The organism is Saccharomonospora cyanea NA-134, assembly GCF_000244975.1.
GTDB classification, from domain to species: domain Bacteria; phylum Actinomycetota; class Actinomycetes; order Mycobacteriales; family Pseudonocardiaceae; genus Saccharomonospora; species Saccharomonospora cyanea.
Window position 1 is genome coordinate 3134280 of record NZ_CM001440.1, and the last position, 15646, is coordinate 3149925.

10 protein-coding genes are annotated in these 15646 nt (G+C 69.3%); 7 read left to right on the forward strand and 3 right to left on the reverse strand.

The features are described 5' to 3' along the window. Window positions 1–29: 29 nt before the first annotated feature. Entirely contained in the window at window positions 30–2585 is a 2556-nt protein-coding gene (locus SACCYDRAFT_RS14725) for an alpha-L-arabinofuranosidase C-terminal domain-containing protein (RefSeq protein WP_005457264.1), read from the reverse strand. A 65-nt stretch (window positions 2586–2650) separates the two neighbouring features. Further along, window positions 2651–4201 (reverse strand): glycoside hydrolase family 43 protein, encoded by a 1551-nt coding sequence (locus SACCYDRAFT_RS14730; RefSeq protein WP_005457266.1) that lies wholly within the window; start codon window positions 4199–4201, stop codon window positions 2651–2653. 305 nt (window positions 4202–4506) lie between these two features. On the opposite strand from SACCYDRAFT_RS14730, the gene SACCYDRAFT_RS14735 reads away from it, so the two are divergent. The 4 genes from SACCYDRAFT_RS14735 to yjfF all read left to right on the forward strand — a co-directional run bounded on the left by SACCYDRAFT_RS14735 (window position 4507) and on the right by yjfF (window position 9265). Then, window positions 4507–5475 (forward strand): ABC transporter substrate-binding protein, encoded by a 969-nt coding sequence (locus SACCYDRAFT_RS14735; RefSeq protein ID WP_005457268.1) that lies wholly within the window; start codon window positions 4507–4509, stop codon window positions 5473–5475. A 90-nt stretch (window positions 5476–5565) separates the two neighbouring features. Further along, window positions 5566–7140: a sugar ABC transporter ATP-binding protein gene (locus tag SACCYDRAFT_RS14740; protein WP_005457269.1), complete on the forward strand. Its 1575-nt coding sequence runs from the start codon at window positions 5566–5568 to the stop codon at window positions 7138–7140. Continuing rightward, window positions 7137–8246: an ABC transporter permease gene (locus SACCYDRAFT_RS14745; protein ID WP_005457271.1), complete on the forward strand. Its 1110-nt coding sequence runs from the start codon at window positions 7137–7139 to the stop codon at window positions 8244–8246. The genes SACCYDRAFT_RS14740 and SACCYDRAFT_RS14745 overlap by 4 nt, the downstream gene beginning before the upstream one ends. Beyond that, window positions 8243–9265: a galactofuranose ABC transporter, permease protein YjfF gene (gene yjfF, locus SACCYDRAFT_RS14750; RefSeq protein ID WP_005457272.1), complete on the forward strand. Its 1023-nt coding sequence runs from the start codon at window positions 8243–8245 to the stop codon at window positions 9263–9265. The genes SACCYDRAFT_RS14745 and yjfF overlap by 4 nt, the downstream gene beginning before the upstream one ends. 132 nt (window positions 9266–9397) lie before the next feature. Here the strand turns inward: yjfF and SACCYDRAFT_RS14755 are convergent, their stop codons facing one another. Beyond that, window positions 9398–10474 (reverse strand): LacI family DNA-binding transcriptional regulator, encoded by a 1077-nt coding sequence (locus SACCYDRAFT_RS14755; RefSeq protein ID WP_005457273.1) that lies wholly within the window; start codon window positions 10472–10474, stop codon window positions 9398–9400. A 132-nt stretch (window positions 10475–10606) separates the two neighbouring features. Here SACCYDRAFT_RS14755 and SACCYDRAFT_RS14760 point away from each other — a divergent pair, with 132 nt between their 5' ends. The 3 genes from SACCYDRAFT_RS14760 to SACCYDRAFT_RS14770 are packed head-to-tail and all read left to right on the forward strand — an operon-like array spanning window position 10607 to window position 15644. Next, window positions 10607–12673, forward strand: a complete 2067-nt coding sequence (locus SACCYDRAFT_RS14760; RefSeq protein WP_005457275.1) for a hydantoinase/oxoprolinase family protein — start codon at window positions 10607–10609, stop codon at window positions 12671–12673. Beyond that, complete coding sequence (locus tag SACCYDRAFT_RS14765; RefSeq protein WP_005457277.1) at window positions 12670–14376, forward strand: hydantoinase B/oxoprolinase family protein; 1707 nt, start codon at window positions 12670–12672, stop codon at window positions 14374–14376. Before SACCYDRAFT_RS14760 ends, SACCYDRAFT_RS14765 begins: the two co-directional genes overlap by 4 nt. Next, the gene (locus SACCYDRAFT_RS14770) at window positions 14373–15644 is read left to right on the forward strand and encodes an MFS transporter (RefSeq protein WP_005457279.1); all 1272 of its coding nucleotides are present in this window, start codon (window positions 14373–14375) and stop codon (window positions 15642–15644) included. The genes SACCYDRAFT_RS14765 and SACCYDRAFT_RS14770 overlap by 4 nt, the downstream gene beginning before the upstream one ends. Window positions 15645–15646: the final 2 nt, after the last annotated feature.

A 15646-nucleotide genomic window follows, 5' to 3' on the forward strand; every position in this document is an offset into this window, starting at 1 on the left:
GATGTCTCCTCGGTCTGCTCGGCGTCCGGTCAACGACCCTGCGTGGCGATGCGCAACACCGTCACGGAGTGCGGCGGGAAGGTGTGGGTGAACGTGGCGTCGACACCGTGCAGCACCGAGGTCCGCGGCCGGATCGGCCGCGAGGTCGCGGTGTTGACGGCGTCGGGGTCGCCCGACAACATCGTCATGCGGGCGGTGGGGCGCACCCGCACGTCCCCGAGATCGATCCGGGTCCGGGCCGCGGCGTCCTGCGCGTTGACGACCTTGACGACGAGTTCACCTCTGCGCTCGTCGCGTGTGACGACCTGGCGGAACGGCTCGGCCACCGCGTCGTCGGTGAAGCTGCCCCACTCCTTGCCGTCGAGGAACAACGTGACCTGCCGGCCTCGCACCTCGACGCGCAGGTCGTAGGCGCGACCGGGCTCGATGGTCGTGTCGTCGGCGACGAGCACGTTCTTGGCGCCCGAACTCGCCTTCTCGACCGCCGACTGGGTGTTGTTCCAGCCGCCGAGGTTCCACCAGTAGTAGTTGCCGGTGTCCTTGACACCGAACGCCACGAGGAAACCCTCGCTGCCGTCCCGCTTCGTGGCCGTGACCTCCAGGTCGTAGTCGCTCCAGTCGGCCGATCCCGCCGTGACCATGGTGTTCTCGGCGTTCACGTCGCGCTGCACGTAGGCGCCGTCCTCGACGGCCCAGGAACCGCTGCCGGTCAGCGGCGACCACTGCCCCGCATCGCCTGCGAAGTCGTCGGACAGCAGCACCTCGCCTTCGGGCGTGGTGACGCGCACGTCGTCGTAGGCCACGGCGGTCCGCCAGGTGGACAGCCCCACCGCACCACCGATCGGCCCGCTCACCTGTGGCGTCGACGACGCCGTGCTGGGCACGACCCGGTCACCGACGTTGGTCATGAAGAGTTTCTGCACCTCGTAGTTCGCCGAACCCCAGGAGGAGTCGTTGTCGAACCAGATGAGATCCGGTTCCCACTGGACGTGGTCAACGTTGGCCAGCAACGGCGCGTAGGACGCCATGCGCACGATGTCGGCGTTGCGTTCGAGGCCTGTCATGTAGGCGGCCTCGGCCAGCGCGTTGCGGAAGCGGTTGCCGCGCGAGGCGTACTCACCGACGAAGACGGCGGGGCCCTGCCGGTCGTAGGAGTCGTAGCGGTCGTTGTTCTCGAGGAACCACGCGGGGTCGTTGTAGTAGTGCTCGTCGACCATGTCGACACCGGCCTGCCGGTTCAGCTCCCACGCGCGGTCGAACACGGCTCCCGTGTCGTCCGGCCCCGAGTTGCTGATGACCGTGATGTCGGGGTACTCGGCCTCGATGGCCGCGCGGAACCGCTCGAACCGCTCGAAGAACTCGTCCGGCAGGTTCTCCTCGTTGCCCACCGCGAGGTGCGTCAGCCCGAACGGCTCCGGATGCCCCATCTCGGCCCGCACCGCACCCCACTCCGACGTCACCGGACCGTTGGCGAACTCGATGAGGTCGAGGGTGTCCTGGATGTGCCGCCGCAGGAGTTCCGGGTCGTCGGTGGCGCGGTTCTCGCCGCACCCGGTGACCAGCGCGGGCACCACGGGCACCGGCGTCGCGCCGATGTCCTCGGCGAAGAGGAAGTACTCGTAGTAGCCCAGGCCGAGGGTCTGGTTGTAGCCCCAGAAGTTGGCGTTCGCCGGGCGTTCGTGGACCGGACCGATGGTGTCCTTCCACTGGTAGGACCGCCTGCGTTCCCAGTCCGGCGCCTCGTAGGCCTCGTGGCTGCCGGTGTTGACCAGGCAGCCTCCGGGAAAACGCAGGAAGCCGGGTTCCAGCGCGGCGATCTTCTCGGCGAGGTCCTTGCGAAGACCGTTCTTCCTGCCCTTGAACGTGTCCCGCGGGAACAGCGACACCATGTCGAGGCTCACCGTGCCCGTGCCCTGCGCCGACACGGTGAGCCTGCCCGTGGCGCTGGTACGGGTCGCGGTGAGGGTGCCGGTGTACCGCGCCCACCCGTCACCCCGCACGATGCGGCGCAGCGGCCGGGAGGTGAGCGAACCCGAGTCGTCGTGCAGTGTGATCACAAGCGGGGTTTCTCCGGCGTCGGTGCGCGCCCACACCGAGAAGTCGTACCGCTCACCGCGTTCGACGGCGATGCCGGTGTTGTACCCGCTGTTGGTGAGGCCGTAGGCCGAGCCGCGCCGGTCGGCGTCCACGTCGAGGCGCAGGTAGTTGCGGTTGTTCTCGTGCAGCCTGCCGGCGTCGTTCACCACCTCGGCCGAGCCGCTCGCGCCGCCCGTGGCGGCGGTGGTCCACGCCGTCATCGGCGTGTAGGAGGGGTTGTCCACCGGACCGAACTCGAACGAGCGGTTGCGGACGAGTTCGGCGTAGAGACCGCCGTCGGCGGCGAAGTTGATGTCCTCGTAGAAGATGCCGTACATGGTGTCGGCGATCTCCGGCCCCGCGCCACTCGTCTCGACGGTCATCGTGTAGTCGGTGACGGGGGTCTCGGCCCTGGCGGCGCCGGTCGGCACCGTCGGCCCGGCGAGGGCGGCCGTGACGAGCACGGCGGCACCGGCCACGAGGCCGGGTTTGCGCAGAAGGGTCGGCATGGGCTCTCCGATCGATTCCACAACGGACTTTCAGACGGTCAGGGGTTCGGTCGGTACGCCTCCGGTCAACCGCCGTAGGCGGCGCGGATTCGGTCGAGTTCTCGTTGTGTCACGGGCAGGACGGTGCCGTGCCGAGGACGGCCGGGCAGTTCGTAGGTCGTCGACATCCGCCATTCGCCGGAGTCGAGGTCGGTCGTCTCGAACGGCACGTAACCGCGACCGCCGAACTCGTCGATGAACGCGTACCAGCGGTCCTCGGTGTTGGACCTGAACACCGTGGGCCCCTCCCCCCGGCTGATGCCGGGGTTCTCGTCGTCGCCCTTGCCGATGCACTCGGCGACGAACTCGTAGTCGAGGGCGCGGAGTTCCCGCGACCGTTCCGCGACGATGAACTTGCCGCACGGTGCGTCGGCGGTGTTGCTCCGCTCGTCCTTGGTGAACCGGTAGAAGTACCCGTCGTGCTCGATGACCGTCGAATCGATCACCGAGTGGCCCGGGTCCACCCACACCCGGGGTTCGGAGAACGTCCGGAAGTCACGCGTGGTGGCGTACATCATGCGGTTGTAGGTGTCACCGGTGTGGTCGGGGTCGTCCTCGGCGTACAACTTGGACGCCCAGAAGACGACGTAGGCGCCGATCGAGTGGTCGTAGTACGCCTCCGGCGCCCACACGTTGCCCGCCGTGTCGGGCGCGACCCGCACGTGCCGCTGCGGCGACCAGTGCACGAGGTCGTGCGACTCCCACACCTCGATGTGCTTGCTGCCGTGCCGTTGGGCGCGGTCCCAGTCGCCGTCGCCGTGCATCCTCAGATCGGTGGCGATGAGGTAGAAGGTGTCGCCCTCGGGTGATCGGATGAGGAACGGGTCCCGCACGCCGAGCTCGCCCTCGTGGGAGCGGAGCACGGGCTCACCGCCCGCGAGCTCGTCCCAGCGCAACGGGTCGTTGCCCCGGCTCGCGGCGAAGTACACCTGCTCACCGTCGGGCAGCCCCTCTCCGGTGAAGTAGGTGAACGCGTAACCCGCGTACGGCTCGCGCTCGGGCAGTGGCGGCACGGTGAGGTGGAACCGGCGCTTGACCGTGGCTTTGCCCGAGCGCACGGTGGCGGTGAGTGTGACCGCAACGGGCTTCCGCCCCGGGGCCGGCCGGGTGACCTCTCCGGTGGGTGTCACGACGTGCTTGCGGGTGGATTTCCAGGTGACGCGGGTGTCGTACGCGCCCGAGGTGGGCAGGGTCAGGTTTCCGCGCACGTCGTCGGCGTCGGGCACGACGAGCGCCTCGGCGGCCCGCGTCGCCTTCTCGCGGTCGGTGAGGCGCGGCCCCACGGCCACGTCGGACTCGCGCGTCGTGGCCGCCGCCCGCTCCGTGGCCTCGGCGGATCGCCGTCCCGGCGTGGATCCGGCGCCGTGGCCGCTCCCGGACACGACTCCGGGCTCGCTGGACGTCCCGTGAACGGTGGTCTCGTAAGCGCTCGGGCCGGGAAGCTCGGTGGCAGTGGCAGTGGCAGTGGCGGCGGCGGGAACGGGGGCGAGCAGGGCGCCCGCGAGTGTGAGAACGAGGGTGAGCCCACCACGGACCGGTTTCCAACGACGTCCGTGGGCCTGCGGTGGTGTCGACATCGGTGTCGCCTCTCGCGTCGGGCGCGGCTGGGCTGGCGCGCGCGAGGTGAACAGGGAGTGCCGGGCGGGAGTGACATGCCGCCCGTGGTCGGCGAGCTCTTGACGCGGGCGGAACGGCAAAGTGAGCGCTAACATATGGCTGGTCTCAGTTCGTGTCAAGGATGTGAACTTTTCTGATCGTCCCCCTTGACGAGCCTTATGTGAGCGTTCACACTGATCGATCAGGTGACGCGGGTCACCGAGGCGGCGGGCGTCGGGAAGAGCGCCATGTGCCCGGCCCGAGAGGCAATCCAGGAGGAGGACCAGTGCTCAGGAAGTTGGTGACCGCGGCGGCCGCCGTGACCCTGTTCGGCGCGCTCACGGCCTGCGGTTCCGGTGGTTCGTCCGGCGGCGGTGGCGACGATGGCATCACCATGGGATTCGCCCAGGTCGGCGCGGAGAGCGGCTGGCGGACCGCGAACACGAAGTCGGTCCAGGAAGCGGCGAAGAAGGCCGGCATCGAACTGAAGTTCTCCGACGCCCAGCAGAAACAGGAGAACCAGATCAAGGCCATCCGGTCGTTCATCCAACAGCGGGTCGACGTGATCGCGTTCAGCCCGGTGGTCGAGACCGGCTGGGACACGGTGCTGCTGGAAGCCCAGCGTGCGGACATCCCGGTGATCCTCACCGACCGGGCCATCGACTCCGAGGACGAGTCGCTGTACGAGACGTTCCTCGGCTCGGACTTCGTGGAGGAGGGTCGCAAGGCGGGCGAATGGCTCGTCGCGGAGTCCGAGGGCGAGCCCGAGGTCAACGTCGTGGAGCTGGAGGGAACCACGGGTGCCGCACCCGCCATCGACCGGCACACCGGTTTCGCCGAGGCGATCGCCGGAACCAACATCGAGATCATCGCGTCGCAGACGGGCGACTTCACGCGGTCCGGCGGCAAGCAGGTGATGGAGGCGTTCCTCAAGTCGCACGACGACATCGACGTGGTCTACGCCCACAACGACGACATGGGTCTCGGCGCGATCGAGGCCATCGAGGCCGCGGGCAAGGAACCCGGCAAGGACATCAAGATCATCACCGTGGACGCCGTGAAGGACGGCATGCAGGCACTGGCGGACGGGAAGATCAACTTCATTGTGGAGTGCAACCCACTGCTCGGTGACCAGCTCATGGACCTGGCGAAGAAGGTCGTCGCGGGCGAGGAGGTGCCCCAGCGCGTCGTCGTCGAGGAGACCACCTTCACCCAGGAGCAGGCCGCCGAGGCGCTGCCCGACCGGCAGTACTGACGCGGAACCGCCCGGTTTCGATCCGCTGTCCCCGCCACCTCACCGGCGGGGACAGCGCTCCACGCATCCACGAAAGACGAAGGCAGACCCATGACCGAGACCCCGAACGCGGCGGGTGAACCGTCCGCCGACCCGGTCGTCGACATGCTCGGCATCACCGTGGAGTTCCCCGGTGTGAAGGCGCTCCAGGGCGTCGACTTCCGCCTGTTCGGCGGCGAGGTTCACGCCCTGATGGGCGAGAACGGCGCGGGCAAGTCCACCCTGATCAAGGCGCTGACAGGGGTGTACTCCGTCGACGCGGGCGAGATCCGGATCGACGGAACGCGGATGTCGTTCTCGGGCCCCGCCGAGGCACAGGACGCGGGCATCGGCACCGTGTACCAGGAGGTCAACCTGTGCCCGAACCTGACGGTGGCCGAGAACATCCTCCTCGGTCGGGAGCCCCGCAAACACGGTGCGATCGACACGCGTGCCACCCGCGCCCGCGCGAGGGACCTGCTGCGTCGCATGGGCCTGCACATCGACCCCGACTCGGTCCTGGCGAGCCATCCCATCGCCGTGCAGCAACTCGTGGCCATCGCCCGGGCCGTCGCGGTGGACGTGCGGGTGCTGGTCCTCGACGAACCGACGTCGAGCCTCGACGCCGACGAGGTCGCCGAACTGTTCCGCATCATCCGCCTGCTGCGGGACGAGGGGGTGGCGATCCTGTTCGTGTCGCACTTCCTCGACCAGGTCTACGAGATCTCCGACCGGATGACCGTGCTGCGCAACGGCACACTGGTGGGCGAGTACTCGACCCGTGAGCTCGACCGGATCGGCCTCGTGTCCGCGATGCTCGGGCGGGAACTCGGCACCCTGGAACGCCTCGAACACCAGGTTTCGGGGCACCGGGCGCAGGGCGACCCCGCCACGCCACCGCTGCTGCGCGCGACGAACTTCGGGCGGAAGGGCTCCATCGAGCCGTTCGACCTGGAGATCAGGGCGGGCGAGGTGGTGGGGTTGGCCGGGCTGCTGGGCTCGGGGCGCACCGAGCTCGCCCGGCTGCTGTTCGGCGCCGACCGCGCGGACTCGGGCCGCGTCGAGATCGACGGGAAGCCGGTCAGCCTGCGCAACCCGCGGGTGGCGATCGCGAAGGGTATCGGTTTCAGCTCCGAGGACCGCAAGGGCGAGGGCCTGGTGGCCGACCTGAGCGTCAGGGACAACCTCGTGCTCGCCATGCAGGCCGCCCGCGGCTGGGCGAGGCCCGTTCCGCGCCGCACCGCCGACGAACTCGTCGAGCGCTACGTCGAGATGCTCGACATCCGCCCGGCCGATCCGGAAGCGTTGATCGGCAACCTCTCCGGGGGCAACCAGCAGAAGGTGCTCCTCGCTCGCTGGCTGGTCACGAAGCCCCGCCTGCTGATCCTCGACGAGCCCACCCGGGGGATCGACGTGGGCGCCAAGGCCCAGATCCAGAAGCTCGTCACCGAACTCGCCGCCGAGGGACTCGCGATCCTGTTCATCTCGGCGGAACTGGACGAAGTCGTCCGTATCAGCGACCGCGTGGTGGTGTTGCGCGACCGCCGCAAGATCGCCGAACTGGACCATCCGAACGTCACCGTGGACGAGGTCATGGAGCTGATCGCCCGCGGCGCCGGTGAGCGTGAGGAGAGGGTGGCCTCATGACAGGCCGTACCACGGGCGTCACGGCCCGGATCAGACAGAGCACTCTCGTGTGGCCGGTACTGGCGCTGGCGGCACTGCTCGTGGTGAACGTCGTCGTCACACCGTCGTTCTTCGACATCCGGCTGCAGGACGGGCACCTCTACGGCAGCCTGATCGACATCCTCAAGAACGGCGCGCCGACGCTGCTGATCGCACTCGGCATGACACTCGTCATCGCCACCCGGGGCATCGACCTGTCGGTGGGAGCGGTGGTCGCCATCGCGGGCGCGGTCGCGTGCACCTCCATCGCCGGGGCGAACGACCCGGGCGGTGCGTCCGCCGCGTTCCTCGCGATGACCCTCGCCCTCGCCCTCTGCCTGCTGCTCGGCGCGTGGAACGGGTTCCTCGTGTCCGTACTCGGCATCCAGCCCATCATCGCCACCCTCGTGCTCATGACGGCGGGCCGCGGAATCGCCATGCTGATCACCGACGGCCAGATCGTGACCGTCAACAACGGCACCTACGCCGCCGTGGGCGCGGGGTTCCTCGTACTCCCCGTGGCGATCCTCATCAGCCTCGGCGTGTTCGTCCTCGTGGCGGTGCTGACCCGGAAGACGGCGCTCGGCATGCTCATCGAGGCGGTCGGCGTCAATCCCACTGCCAGCAGACTCGCCGGAGTGCGCTCCCGCACCATCGTGTGGACGGTGTACGTCTTCGCCGCCCTGTGCGCGGGTGTGGCCGGACTGATGATCAGCGCGAACGTGAGCGCGGCGGACGCCAACAACGCGGGACTGTGGATCGAACTCGACGCCATCCTGGCGGTCGTCATCGGCGGCACCGCGTTGTCGGGCGGCCGCTACTCCCTCACCGGCACCCTCGTCGGGGCGCTGCTGATCCAGACCCTGACCACCACCGTCTACACGATCGGCATCCCGTCCGAGGTCACTCTCGTGTTCAAGGCTCTCGTCGTGATCGCCGTGTGCCTGCTCCAGTCGCCGAAGGCGAGGGCGCTGCTGCGGCGAAACCGAACGCCCGCCGTTGCGCAGGCGGACATCGGCGACGCGCCCGAACCGCGCGGCGCGACGGTCACCGAGGACGTCCCGAGTTCGAAAGTGGGGCAACGTTGACGACAGAATCACCCACCCGCACCTCACCGGAGGACGCCGGCGCACCGACCCCGAAGCGCCGGAGCTTCGCGGTCCCACCCCGCTTCGTGCCGATCCTCACCACGTTCGCGCTGTTCCTCGCCACCTTCGGTGTCGGTGCCGTGCGCTACGACGGGTTCGCCTCCGGCCAGGTGGTGGCGAACCTGTTCGTCGACAACGCCTTCCTCATCGTGCTCGCGGTGGGGATGACGTTCGTGATCCTGACCGGCGGCATCGACCTGTCCGTGGGTTCGGTCGTGGCGCTGTCCACCATGGTCGCGGCGTCGACGTTGCAGGCGGGCTGGCCCGCCCCGCTCGTGATCGTCGCCGTGCTCGTGCTGGGCGCGGGGTTCGGGTTGCTGACGGGGCTGGTGATCCACCACTTCGACGTCCAGCCGTTCATCGCGACGCTGGCGGGCATGTTCCTCGCGCGTGGACTGTGCTTCCTCATCGACGTCGAGTCGATCTCCATCAAGGACGACACGTTCCGCGACCTCGCCACCGGCGTCATCGAACTGCCCGGCGACATCCGGATCACCTACGGCGTCGTGGTGGCCCTCCTCGTAGTGGCCGTCGCGGTGTACGTGCTGCACCGCACGCGGTTCGGCCGCACGGTGTACGCCGTGGGCGGCAGCGAACACTCGGCGATGCTCATGGGCCTCGCGACGGGGCGCGTGAAGGTGGGCGTGTACGTGATCAGCGGGCTCTGCTCCGCGCTGGGCGGACTGCTGTTCGCGCTCTACATGCTGTCCGGATACGGCCTGCACGCCGTGGGCATGGAACTCGACGCGATCGCCGCGGTGGTGATCGGCGGAACCGTGCTGTCCGGTGGCGCAGGCTACGTCGTCGGGTCGGTGCTGGGCGTGCTCATGCTCGGCACCATCCAGACCATCATCTCGTTCGAGGGCACCCTCAGTTCCTGGTGGACGAAGATCGTCGTGGGTGCGCTGCTGCTGGTGTTCATCGTCATGCAGCGCGCCATCGTGCGGCGACGCTCCTGAGCGGTCCGATCGACATTCACGGAACCGGCCGGGACCACCCGAACCGTCCACACAAGACAGTCCGGCTCGTCGCCCGGCGCACGGACCGGCGGGGGCGAAGACGGTGTTCCCTCCGGCACCGGCTCCCCGAAATCAACGACGGCAGGCCGTCGAGTCGCGCACCACGAGCGTCGCACGCAACCGGACGCTCTGGGGTTTCGCCGAGCCGGAGCCGCCGTCGAGCCGATGGAGCAGCTGTCTGCCCGCCCGCAGGCCGAGTTCGTAGTCGGGCTGCTCCACGACCGTCAGCGCCGGGCGGACGAGTGTGGTCCACGGCTCGTCGTCGAAACCGACCACCGAGATCTCCTCCGGGATGCGCAGCCCGCTGTCCTGAACGGCCCGGTAGGCGCCGGAAGCCAGGACGTTGTCGGTGCAGAGCACCGCGCTGGGCGGTTCCGGAAGCGCCAGCAGGCGCCCGGCCGCCTCGTAGGCGGACTCCCGGTCGTACCGGGCCGTCGCCACGAGCGATTCCTCCACCGGCAACCCGGCGTCCTCGAGAGCCCGCAGGTACCCGCGCAGCCGGAGGGCGCTCGGCAACAACCCCTTCCTCCGGTTGCCCGGCCGCCGCAACCGGTCGAACTCGTCGCCGGCCTCCGTGACGAGCCCGATCCTGCGGTGCCCGAGTTCCAGCAGGTGCCGAGTCGCCTCCCCCGCCGCGTGCTCGTTGTCGATCGTGACGGTGTCGGCCTCGCTGACGCCGCTGACCTCGCGGTCGAGCAACACCACGGGGACACCCGCGTCGATGGTCTGCTTCAGATGCCTGCCCCGTGACGGTCGCGCGGCGGCCACGATGATCCCGTCGACCCGCTTCTCGGACATCACCGTGACCGCGCGCTGCTCGGCCTCGACGTTCCTGCCGGTGTTGACGAGCAGTACCTCGAACCCCGCCGGGTGGGCGACGTCGGTGATACCGCGCAGGGCCATGGCGAAGAACGGGTTCGCGACGTCGGTGACGATCACTCCGATCGTGTGAGTACTGCCGGTGATCATGCTTCGCGCGAGGCTGTTGGTCCGGTAGCCGAGCTCGGCCGCCGCCCGCAGCACCCGTTCCCGGGCCCGCTCGCTGACCTGCCCGTAGCCGCCGAGCGCGCGGCCCGCGGTGGCCGTCGACACCTCCGCCGCGCGTGCCACGTCGATCAGCGAGGGCGATCCCGTCCGCTCCGTCGTCACCTGCCGTCCCCCTTCGCGGCGGAAGTTTTCGCGCGCAACGTCTTGACTCAGCCTAGCACCGATTGAGAAGGTTCTCAGCCATCGAGCACTGAGAAGGTTCTCAGTCCACGAGGCGACGTAGGCGGAGCAACCATGACACTTCGAATCGGCGTCGACACCGGTGGCACGTTCACCGACGTCTGCGCACTGGACGAGCGCACCGGTCGGTTCCACATCCGCAAGGTGCCCAGCACGCCGGACGACCCGGGCAGAGCCATCGTCGAGGGAGTGACCCGCATCCTCGACGACATAGGCGGCCGCTCGCTGGAGGAGGTCGGCTACTTCGCACACGGCACCACCGTGGGCACCAACACCCTGCTCACCGAGTCCGGCGCCCGCACCGGTCTGCTCACCACCGCGGGATTCCGCGACCTACTCGAACTCGGACGCGGACGGCGGCCGAGCCTGTACGACCTGCAGGCCGACAAACCCGCGGCCCTCGTCCGGCGAAACCACCGGCTGGAGGTGGCCGAGCGTGTCCGCCACGACGGCCGGGTCGAGCGGCCCGTGGACCCGGACCAGGTGCGCGTCCTCGCGCGGCGGCTGGCCGCGGAGGGCGTCGAGGCCGTGGCGGTGTGCCTGCTGTACAGCTTCGTGCACCCGGAGCACGAGCAGCAGGTGGCAAAGATCCTCGCCGAGGAACTACCGGACGCCTACGTGTCCCTGTCCTCCGACGTCCTGCCGGAGTTCCGCGAGTTCGAACGGCTGTCGACCGTGGTGGTGAACGCCTACGTCGGTCCGGCCGTCGCCCGCTACCTGGCCCGGCTGCGCACCCGGCTGTCCGAGCTCGGGTTGACCGCGGTCCCCCATGTCACCCAGTCCAACGGGGGCATCATCCCGTTCGAGGCGGCCGAGCGCACACCCTCCCGCATGGTCCTGTCCGGACCGAGCACCGGCGTCGTGGGAGCCGCCGAGATCGCCCGCGCGGCAGGGTTCGGTGACATCATCACGTTCGACGTCGGCGGCACTTCCTCCGACGTGTCGCTGGTACGCGACGGCGTGCCGAAGGTCACGAGCGGAACCGAGATCGGTGGCAGGCCCGTCCGCGCACCGATGCTGGACATCCACACCGTCGGGGCCGGAGGTGGTTCGATCGCCTGGATCGACCCCGGCGGCGCCCTGAAGGTCGGACCGCGTAGCGCCGGGGCGGACCCCGGGCCCGCCTGTTACGGGCGCGGCGACGAGCCCACGGTCACCGATGCGAACGTGGTGCTGCGCATTCTCAATCCCGAGCACCTGCTCGGGGGGAGCATGCCCATCGACGCCGAGGCGGCACGGCGGGCGGTCGCGAGCGTGGCCGGACCTCTCGGCCTGGACGTCCTCGACGCGGCACAGGGCATCGTACGGGTGGTCACGGCCAACATGGCCCGCGCCATCCGCGTCATCTCGGTGCAGCGCGGCTACGACCCGCGTGACTACGTACTGGTGCCGTTCGGCGGTGCCGGACCACTGCACGCGGCTCGGTTGGCGCGGGAACTCGGCATGCGCACGATCCTCGTGCCGGAGACTCCGGGAACTCAGTGCGCGGCCGGACTGCTCATGACCGACATCAGGGCGGACTTCCTGCGGTCGCGGACGGTCGACATCACCGACGGCACGGCGGATCGGGCCGCCACCGCGATCGCCGAGGTCTACTCCGAGCTGGCCGACGCCGCGCGCGAGTGGCTCGACGCGGAGAACGTGCCCGAGGACCGCAGGCGCCTGGAACGCTCGGTGGAGATGCGCTACTCCGGGCAGAACTACGAGATCCCGGTCGAGGTCCCGGACGCCGACCTCACGGTCGACACCGTCGTACAGGTGAGGAAACGGTTCGCTGCCGAGCACGAGCGGCTGTACGGCTACGCGGCGCACGAGGACGCCGTGCAGGCGATCACCTTCCGGATGCGCGCGATCGGCGAGGTGGCCAGGGCCGAGCTCGTGCGTTCGCCACGGGGCGAGCCCGACGCCGGCGCGGCCGTCGCCACGACGCGCGAGGTCTACCTGCCCGAGTGCGGCGGCTTCACGGACTGCCCGGTGTACGACAGGGCACTGCTGCGCCCCGGTCACCGCATCGAGGGCCCGGCCGTGGTCGAGCAGGTCGACGCCACGACCCTGCTGCTCCCGGGAGACGTGGCGACAGTGGACGAACTTCGCAACCTCGTGGTGGAGGTGGACCAGTGACTGTGCCTAATGGACGATCTGGGGTCGACGTGCACGACCCCGTGCTGATCGAGGTGCTCTCGTCGGCGCTGTCGTCGATCGTCGAGGAGATGGGTGAGACGCTCGTACGGGCGTCCTACTCGACGAACATCAAGGAACGGCGGGACTGCACGGCGTCGGTCTTCGACTCCCGTGGCCGCATGCTCGCCCAGGACGAGGGCGGCTCACCGCTGCACCTGGGCTCGCTGATGGGCATCGTGGACGAGATCACCCGCCGTTACCCGGTCGACGAGATCGCCGAAGGCGACATGTTCATCGGCAACGACCCGTTCACCGGCGGCGGTTCCCACCTCCCGGACATCGTCCTGGCCTCACCGGTGTTCGTGGACGGCGACCTCGTCGCGTGGGTCGCCAACCTCGCACACCACGCCGACTTCGGCGACCGCGGGCACGCCCACATCTACCAGGAGGGCCTGCGCATCCCGCCCGTGCGGCTCCTGCGCTGCGGAGAACTGCAGACCGACCTGTTCGATCTCATCCTCCTCAACTGCCAGGTGCCGCACGAGCGGAAGGCCGACCTCAGGGCCCAGATCGCGGCGAACCGGCTCGCGGAGTCCCGCGTCACCGAACTCGCCGAGCGGTACGGTACGACGACTCTGCTACGGGCGGGCGAGGCGCTGCTCGACTACACCGAGCGCCGGACCCGCGCCGCGCTCCGGCAGGTGCCCGACGGTGTCTACGAGTTCACCGATCTCTTCGACTGCCCGGAACTGGACGACGAGCTGGAACTCGCCGTGCGGATCACCGTGCGCGGCGACGAGATCGACGTCGCCTTCTCCGCTCCCCGGCAGGTACGGGCGAGCGTGAACGTCGTGTGGACGGCGTTGTACGCGGCCGTGTACTACTCGCTGAAGACGCTCATCGACCCGGACATCGTGCCCAACGCCGGCCTGCACCGGCCCGTCTCGATCTCCGCGCCGGAGGGCTCGGTGCTCAACTGCGTCGAGCCCGCAGCGGTCAACGGTCGTAGCGAGACCTGCCAACGGGTGGTCGATCTCATCCACGGGGCCATGGCGAGTGCCGTGCCGGACACCGTGACGGCGGCGTCCAACGGCGCCAACACCGGGGTGCACTTCTCCGGGGTGCGCTCGGCGACGGGGCGCTACTTCGTCTACCTCGAGACCATCGGCGGCGGCTGCGGTGCCCGCCTCACCAAGGACGGCATGGACGGCGTGCAGGTCCACATGACCAACACCAGCAACCTGCCGGTGGAGGCGCTGGAGACCGAGTACCCCCTGACCGTGGAGGAGTACGCACTCGTGGACGACTCCGGCGGCCCCGGCCGTACGCGGGGCGGAATGGGCATCCGACGCACGGTCCGGGTGGAGGAGCGGGACGTGCACTTCTGGCTCGACACCTCCCGCCAGAAGTCCGCGCCGTGGGGACTCTCCGACGGCCTGCCGGGCGCCCGGGCGCGGGTGGAGCTGTCGGACGGCGCCCGGCCGATCTCCCACGGCTACACGTTGCTCCAACCCGGTGACCGGGTCTCGATCGTCACGGCGGGCGCGGGCGGCTACGGCCCGCCGGCGGAGCGGGATCCCGAGCAGGTACGGCGAGATCTCGCCGAGGGACGGATCTCCGCCGAGACGGCCCACGAGGTCTACGGCCTCACCTCGGCGATCGCGGCACCCGACACCCCACCCACCGACGGGAGGCACCCATGACCACCCACTCCCCGCGCCCGTCCCCGCCCGTCGCCCCCGAGGACCGCAAGATCCGCGAGCGGTCCCGGTACCGGAGGTTGTTCGCGGCCTGCGGGGTCGGCTGGGCCCTCGACGGGTTCGACTACACGATGTTCTCCCTCGCCATGGGCGCGATCCTGGTTTCGCTGAACCTCGACGTCGCCGACGGCGGCCGGATCGTCACCATCAGCCTGATGGCGTCGGCTCTCGGCGGCATCATCGGCGGGGTCCTCGCTGACCGGTACGACCGCGTCAAGCTCCTGACCTGGGTGATGATCGGGTTCTCCGTCTTCACGGGACTCACCGCGCTCGCCCAGAACTACGAGCAGTTGCTCCTGTTCCGTTCCCTCGAAGGCTTCTTCTTCGGATCGGAGTGGGCCATAGGCGCGTCCATGATGGCGGAAGCCGCCCGGCCGGAGCGGCGGGGCCGCACGATGTCCATGCTGCAGAGCCTCTACCACGTCGGCTACGCGGGTTCGGTGCTCTGTTACTTCGCGCTCTTCAGCCTTCTCGACCCCGACGTGGCGTGGCGGGTGCTCTTCGTCGTGGGTACGGTGCCCGCGGCGGTCGCGATCGTGATCCGGTTGAAGGTGGAGGACCCGCCCCGGCCCGCCACCGACACCACGGAGGGCTTCGACCGCGCCAAACTGCTGGAACTCTTCCGGGGCCGCATCGCGCGGCGGACGGTGCCGCTGCTGGTGCTGCAGTGCGCCGGCCAGATGTACTACTACGCGGTGGTCAGCTTCTTCCCGCTCTACCTCTCCGAGGAGCGGGGGTTGGACATCGGCGACACCAGCCTCTACCTCTGGCTGACCGTCCTCGGGTCGTTCGCGGGAGCGTTCGTCTCCGGTTTCGTCGCCGACCGCATCGGCCGCAGGCCCACCTTCCAGCTCTACTACGTCGGCGTGATCGTCATGTCGCTGGTGGTGGTCCTCGTGCCGGTCCACAGCCTGGCGCTGAACTACCTGGTCATGCTCGCGGTCGGCATCGTGTTCGCGGGAACCGGGGGCCTGCTCGGGTCCTTCTTCTCCGAGCTGTATCCCACCCCGATCCGCGCCACGGGAATGAGCTTCGTCTACAACACCTCGCGCGCCGTCGGCGCTCTCGGTCCGCTCGTGGTCGGGGAGACCGCGGCCGCGATCGGCATCGGCAACGCGATGATCACGGTTGCCGTGTCGGCGGCCGTCGTGGCCAACGTCGCACTGTGGTGCCTTCCCGAGACCCGAGGCAAGGACCTGGCGGACATTTGAGT

Excerpts from the sequence above, each read along its gene's own strand:
- SACCYDRAFT_RS14740 (WP_005457269.1), top strand. The coding sequence starts at position 5,566 with ATGACCGAGACCCCGAACGCGGCGGGTGAACCGTCCGCCGACCCGGTC.
- SACCYDRAFT_RS14760 (WP_005457275.1), top strand. The coding sequence starts at position 10,607 with ATGACACTTCGAATCGGCGTCGACACCGGTGGCACGTTCACCGACGTC.
- SACCYDRAFT_RS14770 (WP_005457279.1), top strand. The coding sequence starts at position 14,373 with ATGACCACCCACTCCCCGCGCCCGTCCCCGCCCGTCGCCCCCGAGGAC.
- SACCYDRAFT_RS14725 (WP_005457264.1), bottom strand. The coding sequence starts at position 2,585 with ATGCCGACCCTTCTGCGCAAACCCGGCCTCGTGGCCGGTGCCGCCGTG.
- SACCYDRAFT_RS14745 (WP_005457271.1), top strand. The coding sequence starts at position 7,137 with ATGACAGGCCGTACCACGGGCGTCACGGCCCGGATCAGACAGAGCACT.
- SACCYDRAFT_RS14730 (WP_005457266.1), bottom strand. The coding sequence starts at position 4,201 with ATGTCGACACCACCGCAGGCCCACGGACGTCGTTGGAAACCGGTCCGT.